The organism is Paenibacillus sp. FSL R7-0297, from assembly GCF_038009025.1.
In the GTDB taxonomy this organism is placed as follows: domain Bacteria; phylum Bacillota; class Bacilli; order Paenibacillales; family Paenibacillaceae; genus Paenibacillus_AQ.
On sequence record NZ_JBBPAQ010000001.1, the window covers coordinates 1708934 to 1723397 of the forward strand.

The window sequence follows — 14464 nt, forward strand, 5'->3', positions numbered from 1 at the left end:
AACCGCCACCCTATGATTCATTCCAATCTCGTATACGCCAAATTTAATGTCCCACAAAAGTCCCCGTTCTCTCTCCACCTGAAAAATCTGATATGTCCAGAAATCGAGACTACCCAGTGGAGGACGGATCGCCGTTTCCGCACGTAATACCCAAGCCGCTACCCAAGCCCCTACCCGACCAAGTCCCTACCGGTTCCCCTGACTCTTCAAATAGAGAATGGCGATCTGTGTACGGTCCCGCAGCCCGAGCTTGCTGAGGATATCGGTAATATAGTTTTTGACCGTGCCTTCACTTAGGAACAGCTTCCCGGCAATCTCTTTATTGGTAAGTCCCTCTGCAATCGAGGACACTATGGTCAGCTCTGCTTTAGTCAGCCCGTAGGATTCCAGAGCCTGCCTATGGGCGGCTTCCTGACGGACAGGCGGCTGGAGGAAGCCGGCCAGTTTGCGGGCGATATCCGGATGAATGAGCATGTTCCCCTCATGTACAGTCTTGATGCCCTGAATGATCCGGTCCGGCGGAATGTTCTTGAGCAGATAACCGCTGGCTCCGTTACGCAGTGCTTCAATGATATATTCATCATCGTCGAAGGTAGTCAGCATTAGAACGGCTACGTGCGGATGAGCCTCTTTGATCAGGCGTGTGCCTTCCACACCGCCGCACCCCGGCATCCGGATATCCATGAGTGCGACATCAGCCCCGCCGCCTGGCGTCCCCAACAAAGCGAGCGCTTCAAAGCCATCCCCTGCCGTTCCGGCCACCTCAATCTCAGGGTCCAGCCCGACCAGTACCTTCAAGCTCTCACGGATAAAAGAGTCGTCGTCCACGATCAATACTTTAATCATCCTATGCTTAGCTCCTTCTCACTGTAATTGGGGCTCCGCCAGCCCATAACTAATACTGAATATCCTCTCCTTGCCTGTACACAGGCAACCGGGTGATGACTGTGAACTGCGGCACAGGCCGCAGCTCCAGGGTCCCGCCGATCAGGACGGTGCGTTCCGTCATACCGGTTAGACCCATGCCTCCGCCGCTTTGCAGTTTATGCAGGGCGTCTTCTTCGGGCAGCCGGCCGTTATTTCCTGCCTCCATCATGATCTCGTGATCCCTATACGATAAGGTAATCCAGACAGAGTCCGCCTTGCCGTGCCGCAGTGCATTGGTGATGGCTTCCCGGGCGTTTTTATAGAGCACGACCTGAATGCTCGGGTAGAGCGGATAAGGAATCCCCTGCACAGTATAGGAGGTTGCAATGCCGGTATCACGGCCTACCTCCTCCAGCAGCCGGTCGAGCGCATACGCACCTTCAAGCTGCGGCGTATAGTTGATCCGCTTCAGCGCAGCCCGCATATCGTCCATACTGGCCGAGAGCTGGTCCCGGATCTGATGCATCATGCCAAGACCTGTTTCGGGAGCTGCCGGCAGCGTATGGATGGCGGCTTCGGTCATCATTTTGACCCGGATTAGCCGGTGTCCGATATCATCATGCAGCTGGCGTGCGATCCGCACCCGTTCCTCCGCTTGCGCGGCAACCTCTACCTGCGTGGTGAACTGGAGCAGACGCGAGCGTGCTTCCTCAAGCTCGAAATGCTTCTTGCGCAGCTCATCGTAGAGAAACAAGGTATCTGCGCGGCCGCGTCCCGTCCGGATCAGCTGTATATTCAGTGCGGCGGCCAGCAGGAAGGTGAGGTTCGTGAACGCCTGCACAGCCGGGGCAGCATCGCGGAAGGCAACATTGAGCAGCACCAGATGAATACAGAAGAAGGCAATTGCCATGTTCTTACGCTGCAGCCAGGAGTAGGACAGTACCGCCGACAGGGCCGGGAAAATCATCAATGTGCTGTACGGGTAACACAGCCAGGCTGTGTAGATCAGTTCAATGCCTCCGGTGAGCAGAGGGAAGGGCTTCGGCAGTTTTGTGCCAAGCGTCGCGATCAGGAGCAGCAAGAGGAAATGAAGAGTGAACTGTTCATAGTCGGCGTACTCATAGACATAGATAGATAGTACTGCAGGAATGATAATGAGACCGTAACGCAGCATATTCAGTTCTCTGGTCAATTAGGGTCATCCTTTTTATAGAATATATGAATTTATATGATTTACTCGATAAGTTATCCATCAATTACTTCTCAGCTATCTCCATCTTATCATAAGAGTGCTATCGTTCAGGAGATGACTTTGGTCACCTCCAGAGGATGACCTTCTGTACCTTCGGCCACGCCCCTACTTTGCTACAATGAGAATACGAGAACTAAGGGAACAGGAGCGATGGCAAATGGCACTTGCGGTATTAACCGATGTGGTGAAAAGGTATGACAGCAAACTGATCGTGGATCATGTGAATTTCAGTCTGCAGGAAGGCGAAATATTCGGCCTGCTCGGCCCTAATGGTGCCGGGAAAAGCACAACAATCAGCATGATTTGCGGTCTGCTTAAGGCGGACAGCGGCGAGATTCTGATCGATGGTCTGTCCGTAAGGGAGAAGCCGCTGGAGGTTAAGAAGCGTATAGGGCTTGTCCCCCAGGAGCTGGCCTTATACGAGAATATGTCGGCGGCAGAGAATGTAAGCTTTTTCGGGAAGCTGTATGGCCTGCGCGGGAAGCTGCTGAAGGAACGGATCCAGGAAGCGCTCGAATTCACAGGTCTTAGCGACCGGGCCAGGGAGAAGCCGTCCACCTTCTCGGGGGGGATGAAACGGCGACTCAATATCGCCTGTGCCATCATGCACCGGCCGCGCCTGATTATTATGGATGAGCCGACCGTCGGCATTGATCCGCAGTCCCGCAATCACATTCTGGAATCGGTCAAAACACTGAATAAGCTGGGCTCAACGATTATCTATACCAGCCACTATATGGAGGAGGTAGCAGCGGTCTGTGACCGGGTGGCGATTATGGATAAAGGTCATATTATAGCCTGCGGCACGGAAAGCGAGCTGCGGGAGCGGGTAGCCCATGAGGAGAAAATCGTAGTTAAGGCGGCGAATATCACTCCAGCTCTAATTAACGAGCTTAGCCGGCATCCCCGGATCAGCCGGGTGGAGGCTGTGCAGGATGCTGTGGAGCTGTATCTGCCTTCCTCACAAAGTGAGCTGCAGGACATTCTGTTTATTTTCGCCAAGCATGAAGGGGTGATCGCCTCCCTTAACATTGAAGAGCCGGATCTGGAGACGTTGTTCCTCAGTCTGACCGGGCGGACATTACGGGATTAGAGGGGAGGACAGTAAGATGAATACCTGGACCATTATGAACTATGAACTGCGCAGATTGTTCCGCTCACGTTCGATGCTGCTTAATATGTTTCTGCTGCCGCTGGTGCTGATCTTTCTGCTGGGGGCTTCGCTCTCCGGGGTGGTGGGCGTGAAAGAAGCCGATGAAATCGATCCTGTACGGGTAGCTGTTGTGAATGCCGCAGGCGGAGAAGCAGAGACTTCTGCGATGATAACCGCTTTTCTGGAGGCGCCGGAAGTGAAGGATCTCATCATCGCCGACAAGACAGAGAGCCGGGAGGCGGCTGAAAGCGGGCTTCGTACGGGCAAATACGCCTATGCAGTCATTGTTCCTTCCGGCTTCGATGAAGAGGTGCAGCACGGAGAGCGCGCCCGGCTGGAGTTTATTCTCGGCAAGGATCATACCGATAATCTGGTGGCGGGAACGGCTTTTGACAATTTTCTCAGTACGATCAATTACAAGCAGTCGGCAGCGGTAGCGCTTGGGCCGGAAGCACTTGCCGTTCCCCCGGTACCGGCAGAGACAGGGGCAGTGGTGATGGGTGATCTGAATAATGGGGGTAAAACCTATACAGCCTCCCAATTCTACGCGGCTTCCATGCTGCTGATGTTTCTTCTGTACAGCGGGCTGACGGTGACGGGCTCTCTCTTCAGTGATAAAGAGAACCATACGCTTTTTCGGATCAATTCGATGCCGGTCAAGGGCTCCCAGCTGTTTATCGGCAAAATGCTGGGGGTAGGCCTGGTCAGCATCCTTCAGTGTCTGGCGATCATTGTGCTGTCAGACTGGCTGTTCGGTGTCTACTGGGGCAACCGGCCGGGACTTCTGTTGTTGTTCTGCCTGCTGATGATCATCGCATCCATGACGTTCTCCATGGTGATCTGCCTGTTCAGCAAAACAGCGGCCAGCGCAACGAATGTTATTACTGTTCTGACCGTAGTGATGACCTTCGTCAGTGGGGGGATGGCTCCGCTTCCTGATTCCTGGGTGAACAGCATCGGTGCATTCACGGTCAACCACTGGGCACAGCAGGCGATTATCCGCATGATGCTCCATTCCGGTCTGAAGCAGATTCTGCCGAACTTATGGGTGATGTGTCTGATTTGTGCGGTTCTGCTGTGCGTAATGACTGTCTCATACCGGAAGGTGGGCTACCATGAATAAAATAATAACCATTGCCTGGAATATGATCCGGCGCAGTATTGGCACTGTCAAAGGGGTGCTGATATTTATTCTGCTGCCCAGTATTGTAGTTGCAGGAATTATTTCGCTCACTGGGGGCGTTGGCGATGGTCCGGCGACCGTATTATACGCCAATATGGATACGGGTGCTGCCGGAAAGCATCTGCTCTCCGAACTGGAGCAGACCGGCGATTACAAGTTTGAGCAGCGCAGTGATGAGGCGGCATTGAAGGAAGCTGTGATCGGGCAGGAGGGGACGGCAGGAATATGGATTCCAGAGGGGTATTCAACCGCCCTGATTGCCGGGCAGGAGCCGCAGATTAGCATCTTTGAGCTTCGGGCGAGCGAGAGCTCCATTATCGTCAAGATGAAGGTCAATGCGATTGCCGGGAATATGGCTGAAGCTGCGCATGCCGTTGCTGCGCTCAGCGGCGGCACAGCAGCAGATCAGCAGACGCAGTTCGCTGCTGTGCTGAAGCAAGCGGAGCAGCATCATGTGGGCAGCATACGTACGGATTATGATTTATATCCCCGGGAGACGCTGGGTGTGATTACCGGTCTGACGCTCATGTTCCTGATGGCACTGGTGACAAGCTCCGTGTCCCTGATCAACGATGACCGCCGGGGGCGCACGATGATGCGGATGTTCAGCGCCCCGGTACGTTCTTACGAAATTGCCCTCGGCAATTTCCTCGGCAGCTTTCTCGTAGGGATTATTCAGATCATTGTGGTGCTCTCGCTGGGCAAATGGGTGCTGCGCTACGATTATGAGATGCCGATGTTTCTCTACTTCCTGGTTCTGGCCGCATTCATGCTGGTATCCATGGGCATTGCCAGCACCGTAGCAGGACTGATCCGCAATCCGCGTAATGCCGGCATGCTCAATTCGCTGATCCTTACACCGACCTGTATGCTGGGCGGCTGCTTCTGGCCAATCTCGATTATGCCGGATTATATGCAGAAGCTGGCTAATTTCACACCGCAGAAATGGGCCATCCAGGCGGTAGATATCGCCGCAACGGGCGGAGGCTGGAACGAGCTGTGGCTGCCTTTTGCGATATTAGGTCTGATGGCGGCAGTCCTGCTGACGATTGGCTCCACCATACTGCGACCGAATGAAGCGGGGATCAGTGCTTGAGCTTTAACATGTTTCGTGGTTTTAAGTGTTATTGGGGGGCCGGAATTATCGGCCACGGGGCTTGAGCACGGGCTGCTGCCACAATATTTCACCGATGTTATCATTGCTGTAATTATCAGCACACTGGTGACACCGCCGCTGCTAAAGAGTGTGTTCCAGGAAGAAGCGGTACGGAAATCGCCTTAATTGCTATGCGGCGATTACCAGGTTATTCTTTAACAGGCTGTCCTCTGCAGGGCAGCTTTTGTGCGTTGTACCTCTGGGAGGAGCCGGCACCCGCCTTAAGACCGAGAACGAAACCCTCCGCCGGACCGTTTTGGCATCAGCCCAAAGCTTCTACACTTAAGCAAGAATCTGCAGCTCATACATAAGAGAACAGACATAAAGAGTTCAATACATTTGATGAGATGGAAGGGGTAAAAGAAATGACATGGCTTACGAAATGGTCGTTTGGCAATAAGGGGGCAGTCGGGCTGCTGGTGGTTATGGCGCTTGTGGTCGGTATCATGAGTTATACCTCGCTGCCGATGGAATTCATGCCGGAGGCAGATAATCCTCAGGTGACCGTGGCGGTCCTGGGTCCGGGCCAGGATGCGCATGCGATGGAGACACAAGTGACGAAGCCGATTGAGGCTGCGACCTCACTGGTGAAAGGCAAGACGGAGCAGATGTCCACCTCCGCTGACGGCTATGCCAAGGTGGATATTTATTTTGACGGCAAAACCAATATGAAGGAAGCAGCGCAGGAGGTTGAGAAGGCAGTTCATGCCCTGAAATTCCCGCAAGGCGTGATGGACCCGTTCATCATTCAGCTGAATACCTCGATGATTCCTGTGTCGCAGGTCACTGTATCGTTCGATGAAGGGCTCACCAAGGAGAATCTGGAGATTGCCGAGAACAAGATCCTCCCCGAGATGCAAAAAATTGATGGTGTAGCGAGCGTCGCCCTCTACGGCAAAACTTCTCCGCAGGTCCGGGTGAAGCTTGATCCGGCAGCAATGGCGGCGAAGGGAGTAAACACGGCGCAGGTTATGGGATTGCTTCAGGGCCGCAGCGTATCGGCATCTGTGGGTGAGCAGACGATTGGCGGCCAAACGGGCAATGTGAACGTGGTTTCATCCATTGAGAGCGTCGATACACTTCAAAAGCTGCCGGTGGCAGCGGGAGTAACGCTAGGAGATATTGCTGCTGTCGAGCCCAAGCTGGACCAAGAGAGTGTGAGCCGCTCGAACGGCAAGGATGTCCTGTTCCTCATTATCACCAAAGAAGCAAGTGCCAACGCGGTGGATGTGGGTGACAAGGTGCGTAGTACAGCAGAGGAGCTTAGCACCAGCGTCAAAAATGCCGAGGTATCCATGATCTTCAGCACTTCGGATATGGTCGTGACTTCGGTAAACAGCATGCTGCGTGAGGTGCTGCTCGGCGCTTTATTCGCCACGATTGTGATCCTGATCTTCCTTCGCAATGTACGGGCAACGCTGATTACGGCTATCTCCATTCCGTTATCACTGGCGGTTACCTTGTACCTGCTGAAGGTGTCCGGGATCACGCTGAATATAGTTACGCTGGGCGGCGTTGCCGTTGCGGTTGGACGGCTGGTCGATGACAGTATCGTGGTGATCGAGAACATTTACCGGCGGATGCAAAAAGAGAGCTTGTCCCGTGAGATGGTAATCAGCGCAACCGGGGAGGTTGCCCGGGCGATTACTACCTCGACGATTGCAACGGTGGCAGTATTCCTGCCGATGGGCCTGTTGCGCGGTGGGCTGCAAGCCTTCCTGCTGCCGTTTGCCCTGACGGTCACCTACTCACTGCTGACCTCGCTTATAGTTGCCTTAACGGTAGTACCGCTGCTCAGCTCCTTGCTGCTGAAAGGCTCCTCTTTGAAGGAGCATGAGCCTTCCCGCAAGTTCAGACGCTTCCTGGAGTGGAATTTGCAGCGGAAGTGGATTACGTTATCCCTCGGACTGCTGCTGCTCGTGGGTTCCATCGGCGCCTATGTCACGATGCCCAAAGGCGCGCTCGATGCTACAGATGCCAGCACAGTAACCGTTCAACTGGTCTATCCGAATAATGTTCCGGTCTCAGAGGTGCTGGAGAACGGCAAGCAGCTGGAAGCTGAGCTGATGAAGCAGCCGCAGGCGGAGGTCGTCATTATGCAATCCGGCAACAGCGCGGATTCGGCACAATGGGGCAGTGTGGTGTCGCTGACCCAAGTGGATTATACCGTCATGATGAAGGAAGATACCGATGCCCAGGCGTTCATGGATCATGTCCGCAGTATGCAGTCTTCCTATGACGGAGCAACATTGACCGTGGGAGCAGCCAGTATGATGGGCTCCAGCTCAACCAATGAATACATTGATATTGTGGGCGATGATCTTCCGGCCATTAATGCGGTTGCCAAGGAAGTCGCTGCCAAAGTGAAAACAATCGAAGGCGTAGGGAAAGTAGCCAGCAACATGGAGGATACCAAGCCGGTGTTTGCGTTCAAAGTAGATCCGGCTGTGGCGAATGCCCAGGAAATCTCCATGCAGCTTAGTGCGATGCTGAACCCGGTTCCGCTGGGCCAGATTGAGCTGGATGGTTCCCCTGCCGCAGTAGTGCTGGAGCCAGTGGTCCAGCCTGCATCGCAGCAGGATCTGCAGAAGATTACGCTTATGACATCCGCCGGCCCGCAGCCGCTGTCACAAGTGGCAGAGCTTACGGTCACCGACCAGCCGGCAATGCTGTATCATAAAGACGGCAAGCCTTATGTACGGATTACCGCAGAGGCAGATCCGAAGCGGGTCTCGGAGATCGGTGCAGATATTAAAGCAGAGACTGACAGCATTACCTTGCCAGAGGGAGTAACCTTGTTCGCAGGCGGTGCCTCGGCCGATCAGGCCGGAGATTTCAGCGACCTGGGCATGACCGCATTGATCTCGATTGGTCTGGTATACCTGATCATGGTTTTGACCTTCAAGACGCTGCGTGCGCCTCTGGCGATCATGTTCTCCCTGCCGCTCGCAGCAATCGGTGCCATCGTAGCCCTGCTGATCTCGGGTGTGACCCCTGACTTCACCGCATTGTTCGGCGCATTAATGCTCATCGGCATCGTGGTCACCAATGCGATTGTGTTGATCGACCGCATTAAGCATAATGAGGAGCATATGACGGTCCGCGAAGCTATTCTTGAAGCGGCCGGGACGCGGATGCGTCCGATTCTGATGACGGCCATTGCTACCGTCTGCGCCATGCTGCCGCTCCTGTTCGGGCAGTCCGAGCAGGGCAGCATCGTCTCGCAGAGTCTGGCCATTGTAGTTATCGGCGGCCTGACTGCGGCAACCTTGTTGACGCTGCTCGTAGTTCCGGCAATCTATGAGCTGCTCTATTTCCGCAAATCCTCCAAAGAACGCAAGAAGGCTGCCGCAGCCGGAACTGTGGCGTCAACGGATCTGCCTAGCTGATTGGGGAAGTAGCTGCAAGAAGAGAACGGGATGGACATAGCTGGAAGTAGTAGTTGATGAAAATAGTAGTGGAAAGTAGTAGCGGAAAGTAGTAGCGGAAAGTAGTTATTGGGACAGCAATGGGAATTGGTAGCAGTAGTGAGAGCATTAATCAGAGCAGTGCGGGATTGTCCGCACTGCTCTTCGCCGTCTGCGATGCGGCAGTGGAGTCTTCTTCGTCAGCTTCGTCCAAAACAGCCCCACTTGAAGCAAGTAACTGATCCTGCGCTAAGGGGGTCTGACCAGTGGAATCCTTCATTATGCATACCAGATCTGGTGCTGGCGAGATGAAGAATCACAAGATCACACTGTGTATGCAAAAATGTTGTACGTATTACAACTTGGCTCCATAGATTTCAGGGTAATCATGACGATTGTTGTATGAAATGCAAGAATTGTCCCGATAAGGCGTCGGGATGAAGAGGATTGTTGTCTTTTGTACAACAATTTTGGATTACAGCCGTTTTGATGAGGAGATTGTTGTATTTTGGGCAGGATTTTCAGGAAATACGACTTCAGCAGCGGGATACCTTGCTTGAATTGCAGGTTGTCTGCTACGACACCATCTACAGGGGAGAGCTCTGGATCAGTTAAAATTGGAGCTGCCTGCATTCTTATTCGTGCGGCTATCCGATCATGTTCTGGAGTTCGATAAGATCAGCTTCAAGGAAGCGGATGTGTACCCGCCGGTTGGCGCTGGCGGTGATCCTGAACCGGAGCCACATGTATATGAGTTAGATCTGGGTAAGCGACAATTTACTGCACAGTAGGCAAAGCAGAAATACAATCAGTATGCACAAAGAAACCTCCCTATTGAACTGGATGCCAGCACTTCCAGTTTTATAGGGAGGTCTCTTTTTTTACAGTGTTCAGGTGTTCAGGCATTTATGTGTTTAAAGGTGTAAACCCGATTCCCGCTTAAACAGCGGAGCGGACGGAACGATTGTGTAAAAGCGTTAGCGGTCGCCTTTGTGTCCGGATTTTCACCGATAAGGTAAAATCAAAAAATCTGGACACAACAGCGATTGGAACAACGTTCCGTTTGCGGAGCGTTCACCAATGAACTACCACTGATCCTACTCCAAAACTAGACTTTTTATAACTTAACGGACGTTCAATTCCCCGTACTCTCATACTTAGACAATCCATACCGGAAGATACCATAAGCCGCAGCCGCGCTTCCTATTGCCGCAACAGGAGCGAGCAGCCACCAGCCGGACCATCCGCTTTTGCCGAAAATATAGGTTGCCGGATAAAAGCTGATGAACGCATAGGGCAGCGCAGTAGAAATAAAGATGCGGATCGCCTGCGGAAACAGGGTAATCGGGTATTTGGCCAGATCGGACAGGTTATGCACCATCAGCGGAAACGCGTTGCCCGCATTGCGGATCCAGAAGGCGGCGGAATTCCCCGCGAGGTTGATCGATACCCGGATGATGACTGCAGTAATAAACAGCAGGATTAGAATGGCCGCTTTGCCCAGCGTCCAGTGAACCGGGCTATGAATGAGCGACTGCCAGACGATCACTCCGCCGATCAGCAGATTGCCAAGTCCGTTGATGCCGATCCCGGTGCAGAATACCTGAAGGACAACGGGCACCGGCCGCAGCAAATAACGGTCCAGCTCGCCCATGTTGACCAGTCTGCCCAGACGCCAGGTGCCTTCGAAGAACAAAGAGCCGATGCCCTCCGTCAGAAAGATCATGGCGTACATAAATGTAACTTCCCAGAACCTCCAGCCGTTAATATCCGGAATCCGGTCATAGATCACCCAGAGGAAGACAAACCCCAGAATCTGTGTCAAGGCGGCAGAGCACATCAAAATATAGAAGTCCTTATTATATTCCAAAATCGCTTTAAGCTGCTGCACATACAGCCGTTTGTAGAGGTAGAGCATCTGGGACATTTTCATTCTGCGGCCTCCTCCAGCCTTAGCCTCCATGGATGGTCACCTGGCGTACCGCCCAGCTCCACATTGCCTTGCCGGCAATCCAGAGTGCTGCCCCCCAGAAAAGTTGGATACCGATCAGGCGCAGACTCTCCCCGGTATCGGCCTGCTGCAGAAAGATCATCGACGGCGTGTGGATGATGGCCTGGAAGGGCAGCAGGAGCGCCAGCTTTTCCAGCCAGTCCGGGAAGAAGGCCAGGGGCACCAAAGCTCCGGACAGGAGATTGGTCAGAGCAATCCGTGTCCAGACGATGCCCATCGATCCGGTGGACCAGAAGCATAAAAGTGCCGCCAGATAGACAACGCCGAATTTCACCACGATTGCACCAAGCAGACTGACTGCGAACAAAATATAGACAGAGAGCGAACCCGGAAAGGTGACTCCGGTCAGGAAGGTGGCGAACAGGATCAGCAGGACCGTACTCATGCCGCCTTCAAGCAGGCTCGAGCCCAAGGTTTCCGCGAACCTTGCGGTCTGGAAATCGATCGGCTTCAGCAGGTCGACAGCAACGCTGCCGTCAAGGATTTTGCCGGAAATAGCCGATTCCGAATACCAGGACAACACGGAGTTGGCCAGAAAGGTAACCAGCAGATAGGTTTTCATCTGGTCCCAGGTATAGCTGCCTACCACTTCCCGCCCGCTGTAAATGCCCTGCCACAGGAAGTAAATGGCCAGCAGATTGATAGAGTTCGCCAGAAAGGTAATGATGTAAGAAATCCGGTAGGCCAAAACATGCTGCAGGGAGCGGTTCGCGATACTCCTGTACATTTTAAACTGGGCAGCAGTCATCATCGTGTGTTAGCCTCCTTATTCCCCGGTTCCGGTCAGATCCAGATTGCCGTCATAGACGGCCTTGATGACCTGCTCAATATTCGTATCTTCCATCCGGAAGTCGACAACCTCGCCATATCTCATCACCCGGCCCACCACTTCACTGGCGGTATATTCATACCGGTCAAAAGAGACCGAGAATTCCTGTGCGCTCTGCTGCGCAAGCTTCATTCCCGGTGTCTGCGCGAGCTGCGCGTATAACTCCGGCATCGGTGATCCGACCTGAAAGAAGATGACACGGTTTTTGGCAAAACGGGCCTTAACCTCGCTCAGGCTGCCGTCATAAATAATCGCCCCATGGTCGATGATAATCAGCCGTTTGCACAGATCCTCAATATCCCCCAGATCATGGGTGGTCAGCATCACTGTAGTGTTCTGCTCCTGGTTGATCTGTTTGATGAACTCGCGGATTTTCTGCTTCACGGATACGTCAAGGCCGATCGTCGGCTCATCCAGATACAGAATCGGCGGGTTATGCAGCAGGGCTGCGGCCAGATCGGCGCGCATCCGCTGACCCAGGGAGAGCTTCCGGGCAGAGAGATGGATGAACTCGCTCATTCCAAGCATTTCAGTGAACAGCTCCATATTCGCCCTATAGACGACGTCCGGAATCTGATAAATATCCTTCAGCAGCGAGAAAGACTCCACAATCGGGATATCCCACCACAGCTGGGTACGCTGGCCGAACACGGCGCCAATCTGGGCGGCATTGTCCATTCTTTTTTTGTACGGATTGATACCGTTTACAGAAACAGTGCCGGCTGAGGGCATGAGGATTCCAGTCAGCATTTTGATGGTGGTGGATTTGCCGGCGCCGTTCGGGCCCACATAAGCTACCGTCTCGCCTGCTTCCACACGCAGATTCAGCGGTTTAACCGCCATCTTCTCGATATGCCGGGGCAGGAACAGGTGCTTAACCGCTCCCGTGAGGCCCGGCTCCTTCACTGCCTGCATAAAGGACTTGCTCAGCCCTCTGGCTTCGATAATACTCAAGGCTAACCCTCCTGAAAGTTACTTTGAAAGCGCGTTCGCTTGTTTGCAGCATATAAATTGATGAATCCCAATCTATGTAAAAGACGTATGAATAAATATATCACTGCGGCAATGTCGAAAACTATCACAATCCATCGAATGAATATATTTATTTAGATTATTATGGCGAATGATGCTGCAAAAAAGCGGCTACCCGTGTTGATCATACTAACCGGGATTTGCCGCTTCGCTCGAGGATGGCTTTGAGGAGGTACCCTATGAACAGTGGCAGTACCAGCTGAACTTCAAGTCTCCAGTCTATAGCGTACAGGTCTATGAGTTGTAATTGCTTCAATAGAACATAGACCACGTTGTACATCAGGAAGGAGCAGCTGACTGTTAGCAGCGGGATTAGGGCCAGATTGCTTTTGGAGCGGAGCAGCCTGTAACCCAGGAAGAACATTAGTGTGTAGCTGATCATGATCGCCAGCGCATCATTATTGCCGAAGCGCATGAACGATACCATAGCGGTTGCCAGATTCAGGAATACCGAGATATAGCCGATGCGAAGCATGTAGAACCTCCTTACTGAAACGGTAAGGTCCTTATTACAGGACAATATAGCCGTCTTCACTTGTGAATTTTGATTGCAGATTTTTCTATTTTACAGCGCTTGCAGATTCATTTACAGGTCCAATGCTGAATGTTCTTTATTCCGTGATTGTATGTTATAATACATTATTTTAAAATCGGTTGTAGTAGGATAGGGTAATAATGGAGGCTGATCGTCGTGAGAATCTTTGAACAATCGAGAGCATGGAGCGTGCCCGGAGATTTGGAAGCACAGCAGCTTGAAGCTTTCCGGCCGCTTGATGCACAGCAAATCGAATTACATAGCGGGCAGTCCGGGGTTTCTTTTCCAGAAGAATCGAAAGAGCACATCTATCATAGAGCCATGATATCTTCCATCCGCAGTGAAATGAATAAATTAAGCCAGCTGCTCTCTATTCCTTATGTTGTATTCCTGACGGACAAGGCGGGTACCATTCTGGAGCTGGTCTGTTCTTCTCCGGTTACCCGGGAGGAGATGGAACAGGCGGAGCTGCGTCCGGGGGTTAGCTTATGCAGGCAGCGCTCGGGCATGAATGCCGTATCCTTGGCCATGGAGATGAATTGCATCGGGGTAGTGCGGGGAGCGGAGCATTCCGACCAGGCCTTCCAGAACTGGAACTGTGTGTGTGCTCCGCTGCAGAATGAGGATACTGTCTTCGGATATGTGGACATTTCTTTTAATAGAGGAGAACCGATTGAATTCGCGATTCCGTTCGTGCAGCAGATTGCCGAGAATATTATGGAGAAGTGGATGGAGAAGAACCCGGAGATGCAGCAATACCGCCTGGAAGCGACTTTACAGGAATATAAGCTGACAGCGCGGGAGCAGGATGTAGCACGGCTATGGTTACTTGAGAAAAGCGCGCTGCACATCGGGAGTGATCTGGGCATCAGTGAAGGCACGGTTCGGAATATGCTGAAGAGTATCTACAGTAAAATGCGGGTGAATGACCGCTTCCAGTTCGTCAAACGGCTTACGCCATAGAAGGCGCGCAAAGCCTATATATACATAAGAATAGCCGGGCAGTGATACTAGCGTATCGCTTGCCCGGCTATTTATT

General features: G+C 52.8%; 13 protein-coding genes. 7 read left to right on the forward strand and 6 right to left on the reverse strand.

What is annotated here, in order from left to right:
- Positions 1-186 precede the first annotated feature (186 nt).
- Together MKZ24_RS07425 and MKZ24_RS07430 are read right to left on the reverse strand one after the other, a co-directional pair.
- Positions 187-846, reverse strand: coding sequence for a response regulator transcription factor (locus MKZ24_RS07425; RefSeq protein WP_042240160.1), 660 nt, complete (start codon positions 844-846; stop codon positions 187-189).
- A gap of 49 nt (positions 847-895) precedes the next feature.
- Complete coding sequence (locus MKZ24_RS07430) at positions 896-2059, reverse strand: sensor histidine kinase (RefSeq protein ID WP_042240157.1); 1164 nt, start codon at positions 2057-2059, stop codon at positions 896-898.
- A 217-nt stretch (positions 2060-2276) separates the two neighbouring features.
- Here MKZ24_RS07430 and MKZ24_RS07435 point away from each other — a divergent pair, with 217 nt between their 5' ends.
- The 6 genes from MKZ24_RS07435 to MKZ24_RS07460 all read left to right on the forward strand — a co-directional run bounded on the left by MKZ24_RS07435 (position 2277) and on the right by MKZ24_RS07460 (position 9809).
- Positions 2277-3212: an ABC transporter ATP-binding protein gene (locus tag MKZ24_RS07435; protein WP_340781880.1), complete on the forward strand. Its 936-nt coding sequence runs from the start codon at positions 2277-2279 to the stop codon at positions 3210-3212.
- A 16-nt stretch (positions 3213-3228) separates the two neighbouring features.
- Positions 3229-4395 carry an ABC transporter permease gene (locus MKZ24_RS07440; protein WP_042240151.1) on the forward strand — a complete coding sequence of 389 codons (1167 nt, stop codon included), beginning with the start codon at positions 3229-3231 and terminating at the stop codon, positions 4393-4395.
- Positions 4388-5551, forward strand: coding sequence for an ABC transporter permease (locus MKZ24_RS07445; RefSeq protein ID WP_340781881.1), 1164 nt, complete (start codon positions 4388-4390; stop codon positions 5549-5551). Before MKZ24_RS07440 ends, MKZ24_RS07445 begins: the two co-directional genes overlap by 8 nt.
- 15 nt (positions 5552-5566) lie before the next feature.
- Entirely contained in the window at positions 5567-5737 is a 171-nt protein-coding gene (locus MKZ24_RS07450) for a hypothetical protein (RefSeq protein WP_340781882.1), read from the forward strand.
- 239 nt (positions 5738-5976) lie between these two features.
- On the forward strand, positions 5977-9000 hold the full coding sequence (locus tag MKZ24_RS07455) for an efflux RND transporter permease subunit (protein ID WP_340781883.1): 3024 nt from the start codon (positions 5977-5979) through the stop codon (positions 8998-9000).
- A gap of 635 nt (positions 9001-9635) precedes the next feature.
- Positions 9636-9809 (forward strand): hypothetical protein, encoded by a 174-nt coding sequence (locus MKZ24_RS07460; protein WP_197073002.1) that lies wholly within the window; start codon positions 9636-9638, stop codon positions 9807-9809.
- A gap of 344 nt (positions 9810-10153) precedes the next feature.
- Here the strand turns inward: MKZ24_RS07460 and MKZ24_RS07465 are convergent, their stop codons facing one another.
- The 4 genes from MKZ24_RS07465 to MKZ24_RS07480 form a co-directional block, all read right to left on the reverse strand.
- Positions 10154-10951 (reverse strand): ABC transporter permease, encoded by a 798-nt coding sequence (locus MKZ24_RS07465; protein WP_042240144.1) that lies wholly within the window; start codon positions 10949-10951, stop codon positions 10154-10156.
- A gap of 19 nt (positions 10952-10970) precedes the next feature.
- Positions 10971-11780: an ABC transporter permease gene (locus MKZ24_RS07470; RefSeq protein ID WP_340781884.1), complete on the reverse strand. Its 810-nt coding sequence runs from the start codon at positions 11778-11780 to the stop codon at positions 10971-10973.
- 15 nt (positions 11781-11795) lie between these two features.
- A complete protein-coding gene (locus tag MKZ24_RS07475; protein ID WP_340781885.1) occupies positions 11796-12812 on the reverse strand; it encodes an ABC transporter ATP-binding protein in 1017 nt (338 codons plus the stop codon).
- 202 nt (positions 12813-13014) lie between these two features.
- On the reverse strand, positions 13015-13365 hold the full coding sequence (locus MKZ24_RS07480) for a hypothetical protein (RefSeq protein WP_042240138.1): 351 nt from the start codon (positions 13363-13365) through the stop codon (positions 13015-13017).
- 216 nt (positions 13366-13581) lie between these two features.
- On the opposite strand from MKZ24_RS07480, the gene MKZ24_RS07485 reads away from it, so the two are divergent.
- On the forward strand, positions 13582-14388 hold the full coding sequence (locus MKZ24_RS07485) for a helix-turn-helix domain-containing protein (protein WP_042240135.1): 807 nt from the start codon (positions 13582-13584) through the stop codon (positions 14386-14388).
- The last annotated feature ends 76 nt before the right edge of the window (positions 14389-14464 follow it).

What these genes read in the sequence shown, in the direction of transcription:
- MKZ24_RS07445 (WP_340781881.1), top strand. Translation starts at nt 4,388, where the DNA reads ATGAATAAAATAATAACCATTGCCTGGAATATGATCCGGCGCAGTATT.
- MKZ24_RS07470 (WP_340781884.1), bottom strand. Translation starts at nt 11,780, where the DNA reads ATGATGACTGCTGCCCAGTTTAAAATGTACAGGAGTATCGCGAACCGC.
- MKZ24_RS07465 (WP_042240144.1), bottom strand. Translation starts at nt 10,951, where the DNA reads ATGAAAATGTCCCAGATGCTCTACCTCTACAAACGGCTGTATGTGCAG.
- MKZ24_RS07480 (WP_042240138.1), bottom strand. Translation starts at nt 13,365, where the DNA reads ATGCTTCGCATCGGCTATATCTCGGTATTCCTGAATCTGGCAACCGCT.
- MKZ24_RS07425 (WP_042240160.1), bottom strand. Translation starts at nt 846, where the DNA reads ATGATTAAAGTATTGATCGTGGACGACGACTCTTTTATCCGTGAGAGC.
- MKZ24_RS07440 (WP_042240151.1), top strand. Translation starts at nt 3,229, where the DNA reads ATGAATACCTGGACCATTATGAACTATGAACTGCGCAGATTGTTCCGC.
- MKZ24_RS07435 (WP_340781880.1), top strand. Translation starts at nt 2,277, where the DNA reads ATGGCACTTGCGGTATTAACCGATGTGGTGAAAAGGTATGACAGCAAA.
- MKZ24_RS07455 (WP_340781883.1), top strand. Translation starts at nt 5,977, where the DNA reads ATGACATGGCTTACGAAATGGTCGTTTGGCAATAAGGGGGCAGTCGGG.